Raw genomic sequence first — 19941 nt, forward strand, 5'->3', positions numbered from 1 at the left:
ATCCATTTTATTAAAATTCAGTTTCTAAATATAAGATTCCTGCCTTCGCAGGAATGACAAAAAATAAAGAACTAATGAGTAAAAATAAAAAACAAAAGAATGTAGATAAGGAGTTTGGTTTATCATCATGGGCCATTAATAATAAAACAACCATGTATGTTTTAATTCTTTTAATCTTGTTTCTTGGAGCTGGTGCTTATTTTAGTATGCCAAGAGAGAATTTCCCAGAAATTAAGGAAACCAAAATCTATATTAGTTCTGTGTATCCAGGAAATACCGCCGAGGATATTGAAAAACTAATAACCGACCCTATTGAGGACAAACTTAAGACAGTTAGTAATGTTATTGAAATCACCTCAACATCTCAAGAAGATTATTCTATTATTATTGTAGAATTCGATGAGAATATTACGGTTGAAGCTGCGAAACAAAAAGTAAAGGATGAAGTCGACTCTGAAACCTCTGGTGAAGATTGGCCAACATTTAACGGCGCTAAAGTAGAGCCCAATATTTTCGATTTAAGTATGTCTGAGGAAATTCCAATCCTCAATATTAATATTTCCGGAGATTATCCAGTTGATAAATTAAAGGAATACGGAGAATATCTAGAAGACGAAATTGAAAGCCTACAAGAAATTAAGCAAGTTGATATTCGTGGGGCTCAAGAAAAAGAAGTAGAAGTAGCTGTAGACATTTATAAAATGATGGCTGCTCAGGTTAGTTTTCAAGACATTATCAATACCATTAGCAATGAAAACATGACCATGTCTGCAGGTAATTTAATTACAAGCGGACAAAGACGTACCATTAGAATTATTGGTGAAATTGACGAACCTGATGAGCTTGAAAACTTTGTAGTAAAGTCTGAAAAAGAGAATCCTATTTATTTAAAAGATATTGCTCAAGTTTCCTTTAAAGATGAGGACAAAACGACTTACGCAAGAGAATTTGGAGCACCTGTTGTCATGCTAGATGTTAAGAAACGGGCAGGAAAAAACATGGTAGCTGCGGCAGAACAAATAGACGTTATTATTAAAGATGCTATTGATAATGTATTTCCTCCAGACTTAATAGTTACCGTAGCAAACGATCAATCTTCAAAAACCATTGGACAAGTTGATGATCTGGTAAACAATATCATCTTTGGTATCATTCTCGTGGTTACTGTTTTAATGTTCTTTTTAGGGTTTAAAAATGCCTTGTTTGTTGGGTTTGCAATCCCAATGTCTATGTTTATGTCGCTTATGATTTTAAACATGTTGGGGTATACCATGAATACCATGATTCTTTTCGGGCTTATTATGGGACTTGGAATGTTGGTTGATAATGGTATTGTCGTTGTAGAAAACGTGTATCGCTTAATGAGTGAAGAAGGTATGAGTCGCATAGAAGCGGCTAAAAAAGGGATTGGCGAAATCGCATTTCCTATTATTATATCTACAGCAACCACAGTCGCTGCCTTTATTCCCTTAGGGTTATGGCCTGGCGTTATGGGACAATTTATGATTTATTTCCCAATTACCCTGTCAGTTGTATTAGGTTCCTCTTTGTTTGTGGCTATCTTCTTTAACTCTGTTATGGTATCTCAGTTTATGACTACCGAGGATAAAGACATGCCTTTAAAAAACATTATCAAAATCTCCGCTATAGTTGGGGGTATTGGCTTACTCATCATGCTTATTGGTGGAAGCTATAGAGGTTTGGGAACCTTAATGATCGTAACTGTTATTTTATTATGGTTATATCGTTTATTTCTAAGAGGTTGGGCTAACGGATTTCAAAATAATATATTACCTAAGTGGGAACGTTTTTATGAAAAATCACTTCGTGCTGCATTAAGTGGAAGAAAACCAGCATTTATTGCCATCGGAACATTTGTTCTACTCATCATAGCCTTTATGGGGTTTGGAGCATCTGTTGGAAGTCAACGTACCAAAGTTGAATTTTTCCCAGATAATACACCAAACCAAATTATAGTATATATAGAATATCCCGAAGGAACAGATATTAAAAAAACCAATGCTATTACAAAAGATATTGAAGAGCGTGTTTATAAAATTATAAACGAAGAAGCTTATATGCATGGTGATTTTAATTTCTTGACAGAAAGTGCCGTATCTCAAGTTGGAGCAGGTGCCGGAAATCCACAAACAGATGGAGGCTCGCAAGCAGAAATGCCACATCGTGGTAAAATAACGGCGACCATGCGTGAATATAAATATAGAGATGGTGCCGATAGTAATGTCCTTCTTAAAAAAGTACAGGAAAACTTAAAAGATATTTATCCCGGTGTTGCTATTTCCGTTGAAAAAGATGCTGTTGGACCTCCGGCAGGTTACCCTATAAACCTTGAGTTAGAAGGAAACGACTATTCAGAACTTATAGCAACTGCTGAAAAAATGCGTGATTATATTAATTCGAAAAATATTCAAGGTATTGACGAATTAAAAATCGACGTAAATAAATCGAAACCATCTATGCAGGTTCAGGTGGACAGAAAAAAAGCAGGTGAATTAGGCGTAACCTCTGGACAAGTAGGGCAACAATTGCGTAATGCTATCTTTGGAGCTAAAGCTGGTATTTATAAAGAAGATGGTGAAGATTATGATATTTATGTGCGTTTTAATGAAGAAAACAGGTATAATACCAGTGCTATTTTCAACCAGAAAATAACATTTAGAGACCCTGCCAGCGGACAAATAAAAGAAATTCCTGTTTCCACCGTTGCTAAACAAAATAACACCTCTGGATTTAGTGCTATAAAACATAGAGATGTAAGACGTGTGGTAACCTTATACTCTGCTTTAGCACCTGGGTTTACTGATGCCGGAGCTATTGTATCGCAAATTCAAAATGAGATGCAAGGTTTCACAGAAAAACCTGCAACGGTTAAAGTTGATTATACCGGACAAATAGAGGAGCAAAACAAACAAATGGCCTTCTTAATGGGAGCGTTCTTTACAGGTTTAGGTTTAATTTTCTTTATTCTTATTTTCCAGTTTAACTCCGTATCTAAACCAGGTATCATTATGCTTGCTATTTTCCTGAGTTTAATTGGTGTATTTGGTGGTATTGTCGCAACCGGTAGCGCCTTTGTAATTATGATGACCATGATGGGTATTATATCACTGGCAGGTATTGTTGTAAACAACGGCGTGGTACTCTTAGATTATACACAGCTTTTAATTGACAGACAAAAAATAAAACACAATTTAGAAGACGATCAATACCTTGAAACTCCTGATTTGTTAGAAGCTATTATAAAAGGTGGAAAAGCGCGTTTACGCCCTGTACTGTTAACAGCTATCACTACTATTTTAGGATTAATACCATTAGCAACAGGATTAAACATTAACTTCTTTACTTTGTTTAGTGAGTTCAATCCACATATTTACATGGGAGGTGATAATGTTATTTTCTGGGGGCCTCTTGCATGGACCGTTATTTACGGATTATTTGTCGCTACGTTCCTTACGCTAATTGTGGTACCAATACTGTTCTTTTTAGTAACTAAATTTAAAATGTGGTTGTATAGTAAAAGAGCAGTTAAATATTCTCAAAATGAACTACCAAAAGAAGTAGAAATCTTGAGTGTAGATAAATAAAGCAAATAATTAAAAGTCTATTTGCTACTTAAATAATGAGGCTGTCTAAACAATGTTTAGGCAGCCTCATTTAATTTTACTCTAAACCATAAATTGCTATTTTGTAAAGCAAATCAAGGTCTGTTTCTTTAATTTTGGTATTAGCTCCCCAAGTTCTACAAGAAATATAACCTGAACCATCTCTCGGGTGAAACTTTTTCATCCAAATGCTCACCTGGTTAAACTCATTGTAAGCTAAAGGAATAATACCTCTTGAAGACACGCTGGTGCTATAGGTTTTTAGCCATTTTGGAAGTCCCCAATTTTGACCTTCCTGCGTTGTTTTACTAAAATAGATTCCGAATTCCGGTGTACCAAACTCTATATCAAGTAATTTTGATGCTGGAATTTTAGACCGTATTTGTTTACCTAAATTGTTACGTTCAAAATAGTTAGGGATATCCCCTAACCAAATTACTTTTCCTCCTTTTTCTAAATAGTGTCTCATTAATCCTTTTTCTGGATGTACACCAAGGACATTATGCGGAATTACCAAATATGGAAAAACAATAACACTCACTGCTTTATCCTCTATTCTGTTTTTGATAAATTGATAAAGATCATTTTCATTATCAATATGCCTAAATCCCTTTTTAGATAAGTAAGGTGTAATCTCTTTACTAGCCTTAGGGTTTTTTAATTTCCCTGTATTGGTATTATAAGGGTGATATACAGCTTTATAAACTTTTGTTCCTTCGTTTATAGCATATAAATACCCATTATCGCAGCCAAAAAATATACTTTTCGTCTCTGTATCATAAATTGGTGAAGCATAAATCTCGTCACCAATGGTATAGTCCCAAACTTTTTCACCAGTAAGTTTATTCAATCTATAAATTTTACCATCGGAAGAGGCCATATAAACGCTTGTATTAGACAACAACGCCCTTGGAAAATTATGTGAACCCGTTTTAAATTTCCATTTTTCTTCACCCGTTTTCAAGTCTAATGCACAGAAAGTATCATTTGTAGACCAATTAACATAAACAATATTATCGGAAATATTTGTTCCCATAGCCCAGGTATTTCCATAAGTGAAATCCCATTTTTTCTTCTGTGTTTTTAAGTCTACCCCATAAGTATTTCCATCTCTTGAAGCAATAATTAATAAGTCATTTTTAATTAATGGCTGTGCTATTATAGAACTTCTATCGAAAGTATAATCAACAGGATTATAAGTTGTTCCTTTTGTTGCAAATTTCCAATCTAATGTTCCATTTAAGTTTAAAACATAGACATAGCCATCATTACTTGGTTGATAAATTTTATTTTTATGAACTAAGGGCGTTGCTCTAATTCTGCCATTCGTTTTAAATTTCCAGTTTAACTTTCCACTTGTAATATTAATAGCATAAAGGTTTCCATCTCCAGAGCCTATTAAAACATTATTTCCTTCAACTTTTGGAGAGGCCATAAAGTATTTCCATCCTGCATGATTATCAAGTAAATTCTCGCCCATTTTAAACTTCCAGTTCAGACTGCCATCTTTTATATTTATAGCATATAGGTTGCGATCTCTACTCGAAATATATAATGACGTATTTGATATTTCTGGTGAAGAAACTATAGCGCCATCAGTTTTATATTTCCAAATTAAATTCCCATTTTGCTTATTTAATGCATATATATAACCATCTGAACTCCCAAAATAAACAACGTTACCTGAAATTACAGCTGTCCCACGAACAGAACCTTGTGTTTTAAATCGCCATTTTGTTTTTGGGTGTTCTATATCCTGAATGGCAAAGGAAAACAGGGTAAAGCTAATAAAGACAAGAAGAAAGCAGCCTACTATTTTTTGATTCATTATTATGAATTTGACTTAAAATGAGGCTATTTTATTCGCTTTTGAATTTTCTTTATCGCACGTTCTATAGACTTATCGGGTTCAATAATATTATGCGATCCCCAGAAATTAGGGTCTGAAAAACCTATAGAATAATCGGTCATTACAACTGATGATTTGATACGATCTTTATATTTTGGCATTTCTTGTGTTTTATTTGTTTTCCAATCGGTAACAGCCATTTCGCAAGACATACTATAGTTAGAATTGAATAATTTATTCTTCCAATTCACTTTAAAATCTAAATCGAGGTTACTATATCCGTAATACCACTTTTTATTTTTTTCAATATAATTTACTTGATAGGTTGCTTTTGTCGGTACTACAATTGCTCGAGATGGTTTATGTTTTGTAAACCAACCTATGGCTTTATCTTTACTAGTAATATTAAGTGAATATGTGGCACGGGTTAAAATTTTGTTTTCATAATCAATAAATAGTTTCCCTTCATAAAGCAGGTCTTTAACAGATTCTTTTTGTTTAAAATTAATAACATGAACAAGCATATTATCCATTTTTGTTGTATGACTGAAACTAAAATTATAGCTTAGCATAGTCTCTTTTGTAAAAATATATTTAGGATATTTCATCATGTCTACAAAAAGGGTGTTAAATGGCCCTCCTTGTAATTTAAACACCAGTGTATCTAACCTTGTATAGTTTGTGTTTTTTCTGGTTTTGTAAAACTTTAAAATATCTTTATCATTTGAACTATAAGGTGCTTTGTAAATATTGACTATCGCTTCAGAGAGCGACACATTTTTTTTTCTTTGTTTAATAGTTTCTCTATAAAAAGCGGTCATTACCACATGATCATCCGAATAATTTTCACCTTTTTTTTGAAATACTGCTTTTACCAATTCTTCTGCATTTTTTAAGCTTTCTATATTTACATCGGCAAGTTGTGTTGTTGTAGGTGTTAAATATATTTTATTGTCACCTTCGTTTAATTGTGATAATGGAATGGTTTTATCTGTATAACCTAAAAAAGATATTACTAGGCTTTTATCTAATAGGTTCTTATCTACTTTCAATAAAAACTCCCCTTCTGCATTAGTTATCGTATTCACATTAGTATCTTCTAAAAAAATATGAGCAGATACCAAAGGCGTTTGTGTTTTGCTATCAATAACTTTACCCTTAAATTCTTTATATGATGTAGTTACATTGGTTTCGGTTTGCAAGAAGCTAAACGCTTCAACCTGTGTAGTTATTGAAATGAAAATAAGAGCTATTAGCCTTGAAATGTTTTTTACTTTAAATAGTAATTTCATGATATTATTTTTTTATGTGTTCAGTAAATTAATGGAGATAAGCATATAAAAATGTCCTGTTTCATGAAACAGGACTATTTTTACGGTTATTTTTTAAGAAAATTAATACAAAAAGATACTCTTTATCTAAGACCTTTTTTATATTGTGTAGGAGTTGTTTGCGTATGCTTTTTAAAAGCAAAGTTAAAAGCACTTTTAGAGTTAAAGCCAGATTCGTATACAATTTCTAATATTGTTTTTCCAGAATCTTTACTTTGTTCAATTAATTTTTTAGCTTCTTCAATTCTAAATACATTAACATAATCTTGAAAAGTAGCATTATAATGGCTATTAATAAATTGTGATAATAGGCGTTCCTTTATGTTTAATTCCGAAGCTAACTCAGATAATGTTAAACCAAATTGCAAAAAAGGTTTTTGCGTATTCATATGTTGCTCTAACTGTATATTTAAATTAGAATATTCATCTTGGCTTAATGATGGCGATTTTGGTTTTTTAAATACTTCACCAAAATGAGAACTTAATAATGCCTTACCTAATATAATTGAGAAGTATATTAAAAACAATAATGACGATATGTATATATAAAGAAATATATTTTTGATTTTAGTGTATACAAATATGTATACCACCAAATTATTACACAAACACACTATAAAATAGCCATAAATTATAAACTTATTCCACTTTATTTTAGATAGAAATTTACGTGTTTTTAAAGTATTTGTTTTAGCAAATTTTTCAATAGATACTATAGATATTACATTGTATATAAAAACTTGAAAGCCTACAAAAGCTGCAAATATCTTTTTATAGACATTGCTAAGTATTTCTTTAGAGACAAGCAGTTCTCTTTTTTCTTCTATAGAATAAAAATGAAAGTTGAAGACAAAGTATATACTTAAGAGAATAAGGGGTAAATAATGAATTACGTACTTTGCTTTAAAGCGAAAATCAGTAGTTATTTCCGACTTAATATACAAATACATAGAAGGTCCCCAAACAGTAAAAAAAGGTAAAGCTATGTACGCTAAATAAGGAAAATCAATATAACTGAAGTTCGAATTTCTCAAGCAGAACTCATCAAATGAGTATAAAATTTGAGCAAAAAGAAAGAAAGCGATTAATCTATTAGATATTATGTGTCTACCTTTAAATAATAATACAATAATTAGCAGTAATTGAACAAATACTAGAAGTATATGGATAATATCGTAGAAGCTAAAATTCAATTTTATAAAGTAATATTAAGTTATTCTTTTTGTAAAAATATCAATTTTGTTTATACTATAAATTGGATCCAATTAGATATAAATAAACAATCCCCATTTTAAACAAAAACGGGGATTTTATATTGAATTTATACTTATTTTCACTCCTCTTCATCTGTGGGAATCGTCGCAGGTTCCACCGAGGCATCATGTGCGTTATGATATTCTTGTAAAAGATTCATAGTTGCTGTAAGTAAATCTTTGGTTTCTAAAAGAAGACTAAAATATAAGGTTGTATTTTTTGGGCTAGACTCTTCTGTTCTAGTACGTTCTACCTGCCTTTGTATTTTTTCAGTGACTAAATCGAAAACATCTTTTTTATTATTTAAAATAGCACCTATTTGTTCGAAAGATCGCGAATCAAAAGCTTTTTTGGTTCTATTAAATAACGACTCAAGATCTTGATCAATTTGTTTAAGTTCTTTAATTTGGTTGAACTTTAATTTCTTGTGATTATTATTTACATGTTTATGACTTACTTTAGAAACATACTCTAATGATTGTGTCATGTCTTGTAAATATCCTAATATATTAATATAGAAATTACTTGCTCCTAAACTCGATTCATCTAAATTCTTAATAAAATAAAAGATATTGTCACGCAATTCATCAATTTCATTAGATAGTTTTACGATGTTTTTCTTATTCTTTTTTAATAGAATTAAATCTTGTTTAGCTAAACCATTTATCGCACTGGAATAAATTTTATTCCCACGTTTTACAACATTGGCTATATTATTTGCACTTTCATGAATAACCCCTTGAATAGAACTACTTTCGGCTTGTGTAAGGCTATCTTCATCAATAACTTTTTTCGACCCTTTTTTGTGTGATAAGTAATTTCTAACCAATAGAATAATCGTTAATAATAACAAAATAGGTGTCATCACACTAGGATTCCACTTAATTAAAAAGACAACAGTTCCTGCAGCTATAAAAGCACCAATTGCAGTACCAAACCATCCGCCTATAACATTTAGAACACCTGCAACTCTGTACACTGCACTTTCTCTTCCCCAGGCACGATCTGCAAAGGATGTACCCATGGCTACCATAAATGTTACATAAGTTGTAGATAATGGCAACTTCATTGATGTTGCAATAGCAATTAAGACACCCGCAACCATTAGGTTTACAGAAGCTCTAATCATATCAAAAGCAGGAGCATTAACACTTTGGTCTTTAGTTAATGCTATTGTATCTGGTTTTTCAAAACTCTTACCTATTTTTTCTTGAGTAGATACAGGCATAATATTGCTGAATAAATCAGATATCCAAGTTGATGCTTTTACAACACTTCTTGATAATATATTCGGTTCAAACTTTTCGTGTGTTTCTCCTTGACGAGATAAACTTATTTCAGTTTCTGCTACTGTTTTGGCTTTTTTGGAAAACCATAAGGTTAATACCATGATACCTCCAGCAATGAACAGTAGTAATGGTTCAGCTGGAACTTTTTTGTCAAGCACTTCCATTGAGAACAAAGATGCATCAATACCAGAAGCAGTCCAAGCTTCATAAGAATGATAAGCTGCCATAGGTACACCAATAAAGTTTACTAAATCATTACCAGAAAAAGCGAGTGCTAAACCAAAAGTTCCCACAGCAATTACAACAAGTAAAATCGTTTTTTTGAATACCTTTTGGAATCCGAATGAAAATAAAGTCCAAAAAATTAAACTTGCAAGTATGATAAGAAATTCGTTTCCATCAAGAAGACCTTTAAGATCTTTATAATAGGGTGTTCCTTTTAATCCTTTTAAAAAGATAAAATAGGTGATGGCTGCTAAAGAAATACCTCCAAATATGGCTCCGAAATTTTTTATTTTCTTTTCATAATGAAAAGTAAAAACTAAACGAGAAATCCATTGTACAATAGCTCCAACGGTAAAAGCTATAAACACCGACATTATTATACCACGAATAATTTCTAAAGCTTTCTTTGTATTTATATAATCTCCCAGATTAGCAAAAGTTTGAGAATCTGAAGCACTAATTTTTATTAATGACATAACTACAGCTGCACCTAATAAATTGAACACTATAGAAACTGTTGTAGATGTTGGCAATCCTAATGTGTTAAAGAAATCTAACAGTAATATGTCCGTAATCATCACCGCCATAAAAATATACATGATTTCTTCAAAATTAAACATAGCTGGCACGAAGATTCCTTTACGTGCAACTTCCATCATGCCACTAGAAAATACGGCTCCAATAAAAATACCTAAACTTGCAACTATCATAATAGTTCGTAAAGAAATAGCTTTAGAGCCAATAGCAGAGTTCAGGAAATTTATGGCATCGTTACTCACACCAACTACAATATCAGCAACTGCTAAAACTGTAATAGCAATAAGCATTAGTAAATAAATATTGTCCATAATTTAATTTTAATAAGTTTGCAAATATCTTAAGTGTTTCCTAGTAATATGTTACGTAAATGTTATGTTTTAAAAATGAATATCAACTTGTAATCGCCACATTAGCTCATTATTTCCATCTTTTACTTCTAAATGGCTAATATCTGTTTGTACTTTTAAACTGTGACCAACAACATATTTTGATAGCCCTAATGTGTATTGGGTTTCTGGGGTTTTACCTGTTACAACCTCATCTAATTTAATATTTGTATAACGACCAGAGATTTCCCAATCATTCTTTAATAAGAATCCCGTTTGTAGGTTTATACCTTTACCAACTTGAACCACATCTCCTGTTAAAGTACCATCTGAATTTTTTGCAAAAGGATCGTCTGCATCTCTTTCGGAATATTCTGCCATAAACGAAAACCCGCTATATTTAAACATAGCGTCTATAAAAAGTGTATTAATGTTAGTTTCGAAAAAACCAGTATCAGTAACCATATAATCCCCTTGGTTGCTTCTGTTTTTAACAGCATTATTGTTATGGTCGTAACTTACAGCTAATGATAATTTTGGTGTTTCTTCTCTTTTTAAATCAGAACCTTTATAATCACCTTTGCTTATAAAACTTCCAAAAGGGAATAATTCAATTCGTCCGGTATATTGATAACCACCAAGGTTTCCTGTAGTTATGTTTCTGCCTTCTCCTTGAGCAAATGAAAATATTTCTTTTACTAAAAATGTATCTGAAATATTAAAATGATGCCTTAACTGGAAACCAAAATCACGATCAATAGTAAATCGGCTGTTTAACAATGAACGATCAACTTGTTGTAAATTTGCTGAAGATATAACACGTTCTCTATTACCTGGAAGTTTTGTTTGTCCAAACCAAAGTACAAAATTTTGATGGAAATTCCACATTAAAACCGCATCTAAGATATATCTTGGAGCATTATGTGTAAATTCTGATGCTCCAGATTGATCTCTATTAGATAACCCTAATTCAATTTTATATTTTAATTTCGGACTATAAGCGAAACCATCAAATTTTAAACGTGCTCTTCGAGTTAAAAAACTGGTTTCGTTATCTTCGCCATCTTCCCAAGTTGAAGTTCCTAATAGTTGAGCTCTTAACCCTACTTTCATAGTCCACGAACTATCTTTACCTACTAGATTGAAAAGCCCTTTTCCGAATTTTGGTGATTTGGTTTCTTGAGCATTTACAAAGATAAGCCCAAATAAAGTTACAGCAATTAGTGTAATTTTAAGTTTCATTGTATTTATTAGTTTTTGTCGCTGCAAAGAACTAAAATCAATGTTAACTTAATGTTTCCAAATGATTAATTTAAAGACAAAAAAGCTGCCTTGGCCTAAGGCAGCCTGATTAGAAATCATGATAATGTAGTCGACAAAAACTAATAGATTATATGAAATACTAATTGTTTAGTCTTAAGACTGTGCAAATCTCTTGGTTTAAAGTAACTTGAATGTCACTAGAATATTAAGTAATTATTAAGATTCCAATGTTAAGTTTTAATATTTAAACACTTGATTATAAGATGATTAATCATTCAATGTTAATTTAATGTTATGAGAAGGTTGATTTAATGTTACTTAATTTGTATATTTGGATTATAATGTTAAACCCCATAATTATGAAGAAATCAATTTTATTTTATTTTGCCTTTTTAATTACTGTGGTATCTTTTGCTCAGCAAAAGAGAGATTTAAAACTTAATAAAGACACAAACTTAATTGAAGTGGTTTATTATCATGACAATGGTGTAGTAAGTCAAACAGGAACTTACACAGCAGATGGTAAATTACAAGGTGAGTGGTTAAGCTTTAACACAGAAGGCAAAAAAGTAGTTTCTGCAAATTATGATAATGGTAAAAAAGTCGGCAAATGGTTTTATTGGAATAATGGAACCGTAAAAGAAGTAGATTATAATGTTAATGTTATAGCCGGTTTAAAAGAATCTGAAACAAACAGTCAGGGCTTATAAACTTAAAAAGCTAATAAAAAAGCATCCCAAGTGGGATGCTTTTTTATTTAACTTATTTTACTATTTTCTTTGTGTTTATATCGAAGAAGTTAATACTTCTACGGTTTTAGATTCTACATATTGTCAATCTCAATTTATTTTTCTAAGATCAACTCTCAATATGTTTGATTATAATCCTACAGTCCAACCGGCAGCCCAATCAGGAGCATCAGCACCATTACCAGCTCCTGTTGCAGTACCTGTAGTATAGAAGCTTTGGTTGGTTCCGGTATAATCTGTTTCATTAAATCCAGTTGCAGGTGTATCAAATTGAATATTAGTAATCACAAGATCATTAGCTTCAATTCTTACAGCAGCTTCAGCGTCGGTATCTTTTACTTTGATACCCAAGTCAACGCCTGATGTGTAGAAATTATCAATATTAAAGTTTCCACCTCCTTCTTTATAGAAAAGAGCACCTTCACTTACAGGGCCAACAACTGTGATGTTTTTAAGAGTTGCATTGGTTACAGGAGCAGCATCTCCATTGTCACCATTGTTTGAACCTTCTATACCTGCTTTTGCGCTTCCAGAGATATACCAATACTCACCTGTACCTGCCCATCCATCTGCAAAATCGATAGAATCATCTCCACTATTTGTAGCAACAAGATATCTACCATTAACTGTTCCTCCAAAGAACTCAATACCATCATCTCCTCCTTCATAAGACTGTACATACTCTACAGTAGTTCCAGAACCTACACCGAATAAAGATAATCCGTTAAATTCTTTATCACTGTTAAATGAAGCTCCTGTATACTCAATTCTTAAATATCTTATAGAACCGGAATTATCGTTAGAAGTACTACCTCCATAAGTAAGGTCAGCTACTTCAGACGTCGCAACAGAACCTACATTGGTTGGTGCTTTACCACAAACTACCAATCCACCCCAATCTGCAGGAGCTGGAGTAGCCGAACCAGAAGTCATTACAACAGGATTATCACTTTCTCCCTCAACAAATATTTTCCCACCTTGTGCTACAGCTATATAAGAACTCGTTCCTCCTGTAGCTTTAATAACCGTACCTGCTGGTATTGTTAAAGAACCTCCGTCTTGTACAATAAATGAATTCGTTAAATTATATTCTATAGATGCATTTAAAGATACATTACCAGTAACCTCACCTGCCAAGTTTTCACTAGTAACACCACTATTACTTAAACCTACTGTCCAACCAGCAGCCCAGTCTGGAGCAGCAGCACCATTACCAGCACCACTGGCAACACCTTGTTGTATAAAGCTTTGATTTGTACCAACATAATCAGTTTCAACAAAACCGGTAGCATTTGAAGCAAATTGTATATTAGTCATTACTAAATCGCCATTTTCAATTCTTACAGCAGCTTCAGCGTCGGTATCTTTTACTTTAACACCAAGATCCGTTTCAGCTATATAAAAATTATCAACGTTAAAGTCTCCTCCTCCTTCTTTATAGTAAAGAGCACCTTCTGCTACTGGTCCAACTACTGTGATATTTTTAAGAGTTGCATTCGTTACAGGAGCAGCATCTCCATTGTCTCCATTGTTTGAACCTTCTATACCTGCCTGAGCACCTCCAGAGATGTACCAGTACTCACCTGTACCTGACCATCCATCTGCAAAATCGATAGAATCGTCTCCACTGTTCGTAGAGATTAGGTATCTACCATTAACTGTACCTCCAAAGAACTCAATACCATCATCTCCTCCTTCATAAGACTGTACATACTCTACAGTAGTTCCAGAACCTACACCGAATAAAGATAATCCGTTAAATTCTTTATCACTGTTAAATGTAGCTCCTGTATACTCAATTCTTAAATATCTTATAGAACCGGAATTATCGTTAGAAGTACTACCTCCATAAGTAAGGTCAGCTACTTCAGAAGTTGCAGTAGAACCTACATTAGTTGGCGCTTTACCACAAACTACCAATCCACCCCAATCTGCAGGAGCTGGAGTAGCCGAACCAGAAGTCATTACAACAGGATTATCACTTGTTCCTTGAACAAATATTTTTCCTCCTTGAGCTACGGCTATATAAGAATTTGTTCCTCCTGTAGCTTCAATACGTGTACCTGCCGGTATTGTTAAAGAACCTCCGTCTTGTACAACATAAGACCCTGTTAATTCGTAAGTCAAAGAAGCGTCCAATGTAATATCTTCAGTTACTTCTCCATTTAAATTGGTATTGGATGCACATGGAGAACAAGCAGAACCTCCACAATCTACACCTGTTTCATCTCCATTTTGAATACCGTCACTACAAGTTGCAGAAGAACCACCACCATCATCATCACTCGAACACGACGTAATAAATACAGCACTTGTTAATATTATTACTAATGTTAAAATTTTTTTTCTCATCTTTTTTTTGATCGTTAGAAATTAATTTATACTTATAATTTGTTCTTGCAAAGAAACCTGTCTTTTGTAAAGTAATTGTTTCTTAAAATTTACGATTTCATCAATGTAATGTTAACTAAAAGTTATATGACAGCGATAATTTAACATTCGCACCCAATTTAAAAGAAGACACCACTACATCCTGAGTTTCCTGTATTCTTTCGATAGTAGGATTAAGTAAGTTTTTTGCAGATAAACCAACCCCTAAATTCTTATTAAGCTTCGTTTTTAATATAAAATCCAGCGTACCAATACCAGAATCAATAATATTCCCTTTTCCTTCACTACCCAATGCATAAATCCTATCCGAGAAATAATTGAATGCCAGTGTCGTTTGTATGCTCTTATCACCTTTATAATCTTTATAGAAACTTAAATCTGCATTAACCAATATATCGGAAGCTCCGGTTAAACTGCTTTCTGTATCCGAAAAATCAACACTAATAGCGTTTCCGCCTGCAGTCGTTTCTTCAATAACTTTATCTCTATCTAAATCTTGAGTTGTATTTAAATATGAGAAATTTAAACCTCCTGTTAGCTTAGTTTCTAAAGTTTTATCTCCAGATTCAATCTCAGATTTTAAAAGATTTTTTCTTATTTCGAATTCTGCTCCAATAGCAGTTGCCCAATCACCCGAATTAACCCAACTTACATCGTTAGAAGCAGAATTAATAGTTATCTGGTTTATCGGGTTATTAATCATTCTTAAAAAAGACCCTATAGATATTATTTCGTCAGATTCTGGAAATAAATCCCATTTTATATCAGCATTATAGTTTGTAGAGCTATACAAAGCAGGATTACCTAAAGTTGTTAATGTAGGTGATTCATCATATTGAAAAGGAGCCCTTTCCTTAAATTGGGGCAAGGTATATGTTTTACTTGCAGCAAATCTTAAGTTTTGTTTCTCATTCAGTACATATTTCAATGAAATAGAAGGCAAGTATTCAAATTGATCTAATTCATTTTCACCAGAATTAACTGAAGTGTTGTAAGCTATATTTTGAGTTATCTGCTCTCCTCTAAAACCTAAAATTCCAGAAAACTTATCAGAAAATTTATATTCTAAACTAATAAAACCAGCATTAATGTTTTGTTCTCCTTCAAAAGTCTGAGGCAATAATACATCTATATTAGCTCCTAGACCACCTCTAAATGTTCTAATATTGAATAGTCCTGCATTAAAGTTTGACTGATTAAAATAACTGTCTAAATCATAAACATCAGTTATAATAGGTTGATCAACAGCATTACCCCCACTGTTAATAATTCTAAAGTTGAATTGAGTCGATTCAAAATCAACTGTTTTAAACCTTCCACTATAACCCAAAGTTATTTTTCCTAAGAATTCATCCTCTTCATTTTTATTAAACTTAAAAGACGTTGTTAGGTTAGCTGCTATTTCTTCTTCTTCCAAATCTTGATAAAACCTATGATTATCTGAATCATTTAAAGTAAGATTAAAAGATTTAGGTCCTTCCGGTTCATCCCAATCATCTGGAGTAACTAAGGTCTGTCTTCTGTTAGGTGTGTCATTTTTAGCAAAATTATATGCAGCTCCCCAATTGACTTCAAATTGTTCACTTAATTCATGGTCCCCCAATAATTGATGTACATACAATTCTGTCCTGTCAAAAGTAGATCTTTGCAGTATAGCCCCACCTTCTGGAGCATAATCAAAAATATCTACAATTCCTGTATATTCAGCCTGTTGTTGACTTGTAGAGTTAATGAATACCCCATTATATTTTATCTTATGGTCTTTGTGTTTAAACCCTATATTCCCCATTAAAGTAGAATTAGTATCATAGTTGTATCTTGTAAGATCGTAGTCTCTCCTTGCTACTCCAGAAACATTTACACTACCTCTTGAAACTCCATCTCTAAAACCATATTCGTTATTAAAAGAAGCAACTGCAAAGAAATTTATTCTGGTATCATCTCCTAATTGATAAGAATCTCCCCCTTTAAGCGAAATACTCGAGTTAATTGGAGCACTTGTTGTTTCCCTATCCCAACTGGTATTAAAATTATAATTATTTAAAGGAAATTCAGGATAGTTTTTGTCATAAAAACCAGTATAATTAGGACCATCGTGTAAATAAAAATCACTCTCGGAAATAGCATTGGTGTTAACTCCAGATTCTAGCCCTATATTAACAAAACCCTTACCTGTGTAATTTTTAGAAGCAATATTTACATTTGCTCCTGCAAAATCACCGTAATTTTTAGTGTTATACGTTTTATCAATGCCAACAAATTCTACAATATCTGTTGAGAAGATATCCAAGTCTATATTTTTCTTTGAAGGGTTGTTAGATGGTAACGGCAATCCGTTTAATGTCGTAATATTATAACGATCTCCTAAACCTCTTACAAACACACCTCCTGAACCTTCTTGTTTAGAAATACCAGTAACTTTTGTGACAGCAGCAGCTACATCTCCAACACCTTTTCTTGATAATTCCTGTGCTCCAATAGCTGTTTTAAAAGCAATCGCTTTTTTCTGCTCTAACAACAAGGCTGTTTCACTCTCCTTTTTAGTAGTTGTAGTAATCACAATTTCATCTAAGGATGCTGCACTGGCTCCCATAGGTACATTGACCTCAGTAACCTTGCCCGCTACTATTTGTACATTTATTTCTTGAGTTTCATACCCAACAAAACTAAATATTAATGTATAAGATCCAGGATCTAAACCTTCAAAACTATAAAGACCATCAAAATCGGAAGTTGTTCCTTTAGTCGTCCCTTTTATTAATACATTAGCAAAAGCTAAAGACTCATTATTATACTCTTTATCTGTTAGTTTTCCAACAACAGAACCCGTACTTTGAGCTTGCGAAAATGCAGCAGTAAAAACTGCTAATAATACTAAAATTTTTTTCATTATTTCTATTAATTTCTAGCTGCAAAGAACGGCAGACTATGTAAAGACTATGTTACCTTTAGATTAAACAACGGTAACCAAAGAGTTATCTAAATGTTATCCAAAAACGAGTTATACTTTCGTTTGGAAACAATAATTTAACATTGAAAACATCTTAAAAAAGAATATTTTTAATTATAAATTGATAAAATCTATAACATTAATTATTGTGGTCATTTTCTTTTTAGAAGAAATGAAATTCCACCAAGTATTAATTTAAAAAAAAGCTAAGTAAATCCGTAAAATAGATGCTAATCTCTATATTTATAATGAATTATCGAGAAACTGTTTTACTGTTTTTTTCGCTAACATTTTCAATTGATGCAAGCTCAAGAAAAGAAACAGTACTTGCACCCAAAGACGTTTTTATGTATTCAGATTCGCCAGAGACAACTTTTACTTTTAACTCTTTTGTTTCATAGCCTACAAATCTACATACTAAAGTATAATCGCCATCCTCTAAGTTTTCTATAACAAACGAGCCTGTTTGGTCTGTGGTTGATTCTATTGAAGTTCCTTTAATAGAAACATTAGCAAACACTAAGGGGTTGTTATCAAACTCCTTATCCATTAGTTTACCAGTTATAAGTCCTGTGTTTTGCGAAAAACAAAAAGAAGTAAAAAATAAGATGAATAAAGTTGTTAAATGTCTCATTGAACAAAATGTAAAAATTCCGTACAAATAACCGCTTTTAGTTTCACTCCTATGTTATCTAATTATTAAAGAACAATCATTAAAATGTTACTTTAATGTTAACAAATGTTTGGTGATTGGTTTTTATCAAATTTAACTATCTTGCCTATTCTTAAGTATAAAAAATGAACTGGGAACAATTATTATCCTTAAAACGTTTTGGTGACACCAATAAACGTATTCGAAAAGAACAAGATGAAACACGTTTAGGCTTTGAAGTAGATTACGATCGGGTTATTTTTTCTTCAGAATTTAGAAGCCTTCAGGATAAAACACAGGTAATCCCATTATCTCAAACCGATTTTGTACATACCAGACTAACACATAGTTTAGAAGTAAGTGCTGTTGGACGTTCTTTAGGAAGGCTAGTTGGCAAAAAATTATTAGAAAAGCATCCACATTTATATAATGTACATGGGTATCAGGCCAACGATTTTGGAGCCATAGTTGCTGCTGCTGCTTTAGCGCACGATATTGGTAATCCGCCCTTTGGTCACTCTGGTGAAAAAGCTATTGGAGAGTTTTTTAAAACAGGGTCTGGTAAACAGTTTAAAAACGAGTTAACCGATAAAGAATATCAAGATTTATGCGATTTTGAAGGCAACGCAAACGGTTTTAAAATTTTAACAGAAAGTAGAGAGGGACGTGAAGGAGGGCTACGATTAAGTTATGCTACTTTAGGTGCTTTTATGAAATATCCCAAAGAGTCTTTACCTAAAAAACCAACAAAGCATATTGCCGATAAAAAGTATGGTTTTTTTCAAAGCGAAAAAGAGTCATTTATTGACGTTGCTAATGAATTAGGCTTATTAAAAAGAAGTCAGACTCACATAAGTTTTTCCAGACACCCCCTTACCTTTTTAGTAGAAGCCGCAGACGATATTTGTTATACAATAATCGATTTTGAAGACGGTATTAATCTTGGTTTAATACAAGAAGAATTTGCCTTAGAGTATTTAATTAACCTCGTACGGGATACCATAAATACTAAAAAATACCATCAACTAAAAAACACACAAGATAGAGTGAGCTATCTACGAGCTTTAGCAATAAATACCTTAATAAATGAAGCCGTTACTGTTTTTATGCAACATGAAGACGCTATATTAAACGGTGATTTTAACTGTGCTTTGTTAGATAAAAGCAAATATGAAGCACAAATAAACGATATCATTAAAATTAGTGTAGAAAACATCTATCAATCAAATGAAGTTGTAGATAAAGAGATTGCAGGTTACGGTGTTATAAATACCTTGTTAAAAACATATACTAATGCTGTAAATAATAATTATGATAATAACGCCTCAAATTATGATAAACTCATTTTAAAAAGCTTGCCAAAAACCATTAAAACGGACGGTGATAGCTTATACATACGTTTATCCAATATATGTCATTTTGTATCCTTACTTTCAGATAGTAAAGCGATATTGAATTATAAAAAATTGAAAGGTTTTCAATTTACTTAAGACGAATAA

Annotated in this window: 11 protein-coding genes; 3 read left to right on the forward strand and 8 right to left on the reverse strand. The window is 32.4% G+C overall.

All coding sequences use genetic code 11. The features are described 5' to 3' along the window. The first annotated feature begins 74 nt into the window (after nt 1–74). Nucleotides 75–3605, forward strand: coding sequence for an efflux RND transporter permease subunit (locus tag Q4Q35_RS22215; protein WP_303280269.1), 3531 nt, complete (start codon nt 75–77; stop codon nt 3603–3605). Between the two features lie 76 nt (nt 3606–3681). On the opposite strand, the gene Q4Q35_RS22220 is transcribed toward Q4Q35_RS22215, so the two are convergent. The 5 genes from Q4Q35_RS22220 to Q4Q35_RS22240 all read right to left on the reverse strand — a co-directional run bounded on the left by Q4Q35_RS22220 (nt 3682) and on the right by Q4Q35_RS22240 (nt 11679). Continuing rightward, nucleotides 3682–5451 (reverse strand): outer membrane protein assembly factor BamB family protein, encoded by a 1770-nt coding sequence (locus Q4Q35_RS22220; RefSeq protein WP_303280270.1) that lies wholly within the window; start codon nt 5449–5451, stop codon nt 3682–3684. A 26-nt stretch (nt 5452–5477) separates the two neighbouring features. Then, entirely contained in the window at nt 5478–6764 is a 1287-nt protein-coding gene (locus tag Q4Q35_RS22225; RefSeq protein WP_303280271.1) for a carboxypeptidase-like regulatory domain-containing protein, read from the reverse strand. Between the two features lie 122 nt (nt 6765–6886). Next, on the reverse strand, nt 6887–7330 hold the full coding sequence (locus tag Q4Q35_RS22230) for a helix-turn-helix domain-containing protein (protein ID WP_303280273.1): 444 nt from the start codon (nt 7328–7330) through the stop codon (nt 6887–6889). Nucleotides 7331–8136: 806 nt separating this feature from the next. After that, the gene (locus tag Q4Q35_RS22235; protein ID WP_303280275.1) at nt 8137–10419 is read right to left on the reverse strand and encodes an inorganic phosphate transporter; all 2283 of its coding nucleotides are present in this window, start codon (nt 10417–10419) and stop codon (nt 8137–8139) included. A gap of 69 nt (nt 10420–10488) precedes the next feature. Beyond that, complete coding sequence (locus Q4Q35_RS22240) at nt 10489–11679, reverse strand: porin (protein ID WP_303280276.1); 1191 nt, start codon at nt 11677–11679, stop codon at nt 10489–10491. A gap of 380 nt (nt 11680–12059) precedes the next feature. Here Q4Q35_RS22240 and Q4Q35_RS22245 point away from each other — a divergent pair, with 380 nt between their 5' ends. Further along, nucleotides 12060–12410, forward strand: a complete 351-nt coding sequence (locus Q4Q35_RS22245; protein ID WP_303280277.1) for a toxin-antitoxin system YwqK family antitoxin — start codon at nt 12060–12062, stop codon at nt 12408–12410. A 168-nt stretch (nt 12411–12578) separates the two neighbouring features. Here the strand turns inward: Q4Q35_RS22245 and Q4Q35_RS22250 are convergent, their stop codons facing one another. The 3 genes from Q4Q35_RS22250 to Q4Q35_RS22260 form a co-directional block, all read right to left on the reverse strand. Then, nucleotides 12579–14801 carry a beta-helix domain-containing protein gene (locus Q4Q35_RS22250; protein ID WP_303280278.1) on the reverse strand — a complete coding sequence of 741 codons (2223 nt, stop codon included), beginning with the start codon at nt 14799–14801 and terminating at the stop codon, nt 12579–12581. 115 nt (nt 14802–14916) lie between these two features. Further along, on the reverse strand, nt 14917–17730 hold the full coding sequence (locus tag Q4Q35_RS22255) for a TonB-dependent receptor (protein ID WP_303280279.1): 2814 nt from the start codon (nt 17728–17730) through the stop codon (nt 14917–14919). 313 nt (nt 17731–18043) lie between these two features. Next, a complete protein-coding gene (locus Q4Q35_RS22260; protein ID WP_303280280.1) occupies nt 18044–18424 on the reverse strand; it encodes a carboxypeptidase-like regulatory domain-containing protein in 381 nt (126 codons plus the stop codon). 164 nt (nt 18425–18588) lie between these two features. Here Q4Q35_RS22260 and Q4Q35_RS22265 point away from each other — a divergent pair, with 164 nt between their 5' ends. Then, nucleotides 18589–19932, forward strand: a complete 1344-nt coding sequence (locus Q4Q35_RS22265) for a deoxyguanosinetriphosphate triphosphohydrolase (RefSeq protein ID WP_303280282.1) — start codon at nt 18589–18591, stop codon at nt 19930–19932. Nucleotides 19933–19941: the final 9 nt, after the last annotated feature.

Origin of the sequence: Flavivirga aquimarina (assembly GCF_030540835.1) — a bacterium.
Lineage (GTDB): Bacteria > Bacteroidota > Bacteroidia > Flavobacteriales > Flavobacteriaceae > Flavivirga > Flavivirga aquimarina.

Bases quoted from the DNA above. Each gene is read 5' to 3' on its own strand.
- Q4Q35_RS22255 (WP_303280279.1), bottom strand. From the start codon at position 17,730: ATGAAAAAAATTTTAGTATTATTAGCAGTTTTTACTGCTGCATTTTCG.
- Q4Q35_RS22260 (WP_303280280.1), bottom strand. From the start codon at position 18,424: ATGAGACATTTAACAACTTTATTCATCTTATTTTTTACTTCTTTTTGT.
- Q4Q35_RS22265 (WP_303280282.1), top strand. From the start codon at position 18,589: ATGAACTGGGAACAATTATTATCCTTAAAACGTTTTGGTGACACCAAT.
- Q4Q35_RS22225 (WP_303280271.1), bottom strand. From the start codon at position 6,764: ATGAAATTACTATTTAAAGTAAAAAACATTTCAAGGCTAATAGCTCTT.
- Q4Q35_RS22250 (WP_303280278.1), bottom strand. From the start codon at position 14,801: ATGAGAAAAAAAATTTTAACATTAGTAATAATATTAACAAGTGCTGTA.
- Q4Q35_RS22235 (WP_303280275.1), bottom strand. From the start codon at position 10,419: ATGGACAATATTTATTTACTAATGCTTATTGCTATTACAGTTTTAGCA.
- Q4Q35_RS22220 (WP_303280270.1), bottom strand. From the start codon at position 5,451: ATGAATCAAAAAATAGTAGGCTGCTTTCTTCTTGTCTTTATTAGCTTT.
- Q4Q35_RS22245 (WP_303280277.1), top strand. From the start codon at position 12,060: ATGAAGAAATCAATTTTATTTTATTTTGCCTTTTTAATTACTGTGGTA.
- Q4Q35_RS22240 (WP_303280276.1), bottom strand. From the start codon at position 11,679: ATGAAACTTAAAATTACACTAATTGCTGTAACTTTATTTGGGCTTATC.
- Q4Q35_RS22215 (WP_303280269.1), top strand. From the start codon at position 75: ATGAGTAAAAATAAAAAACAAAAGAATGTAGATAAGGAGTTTGGTTTA.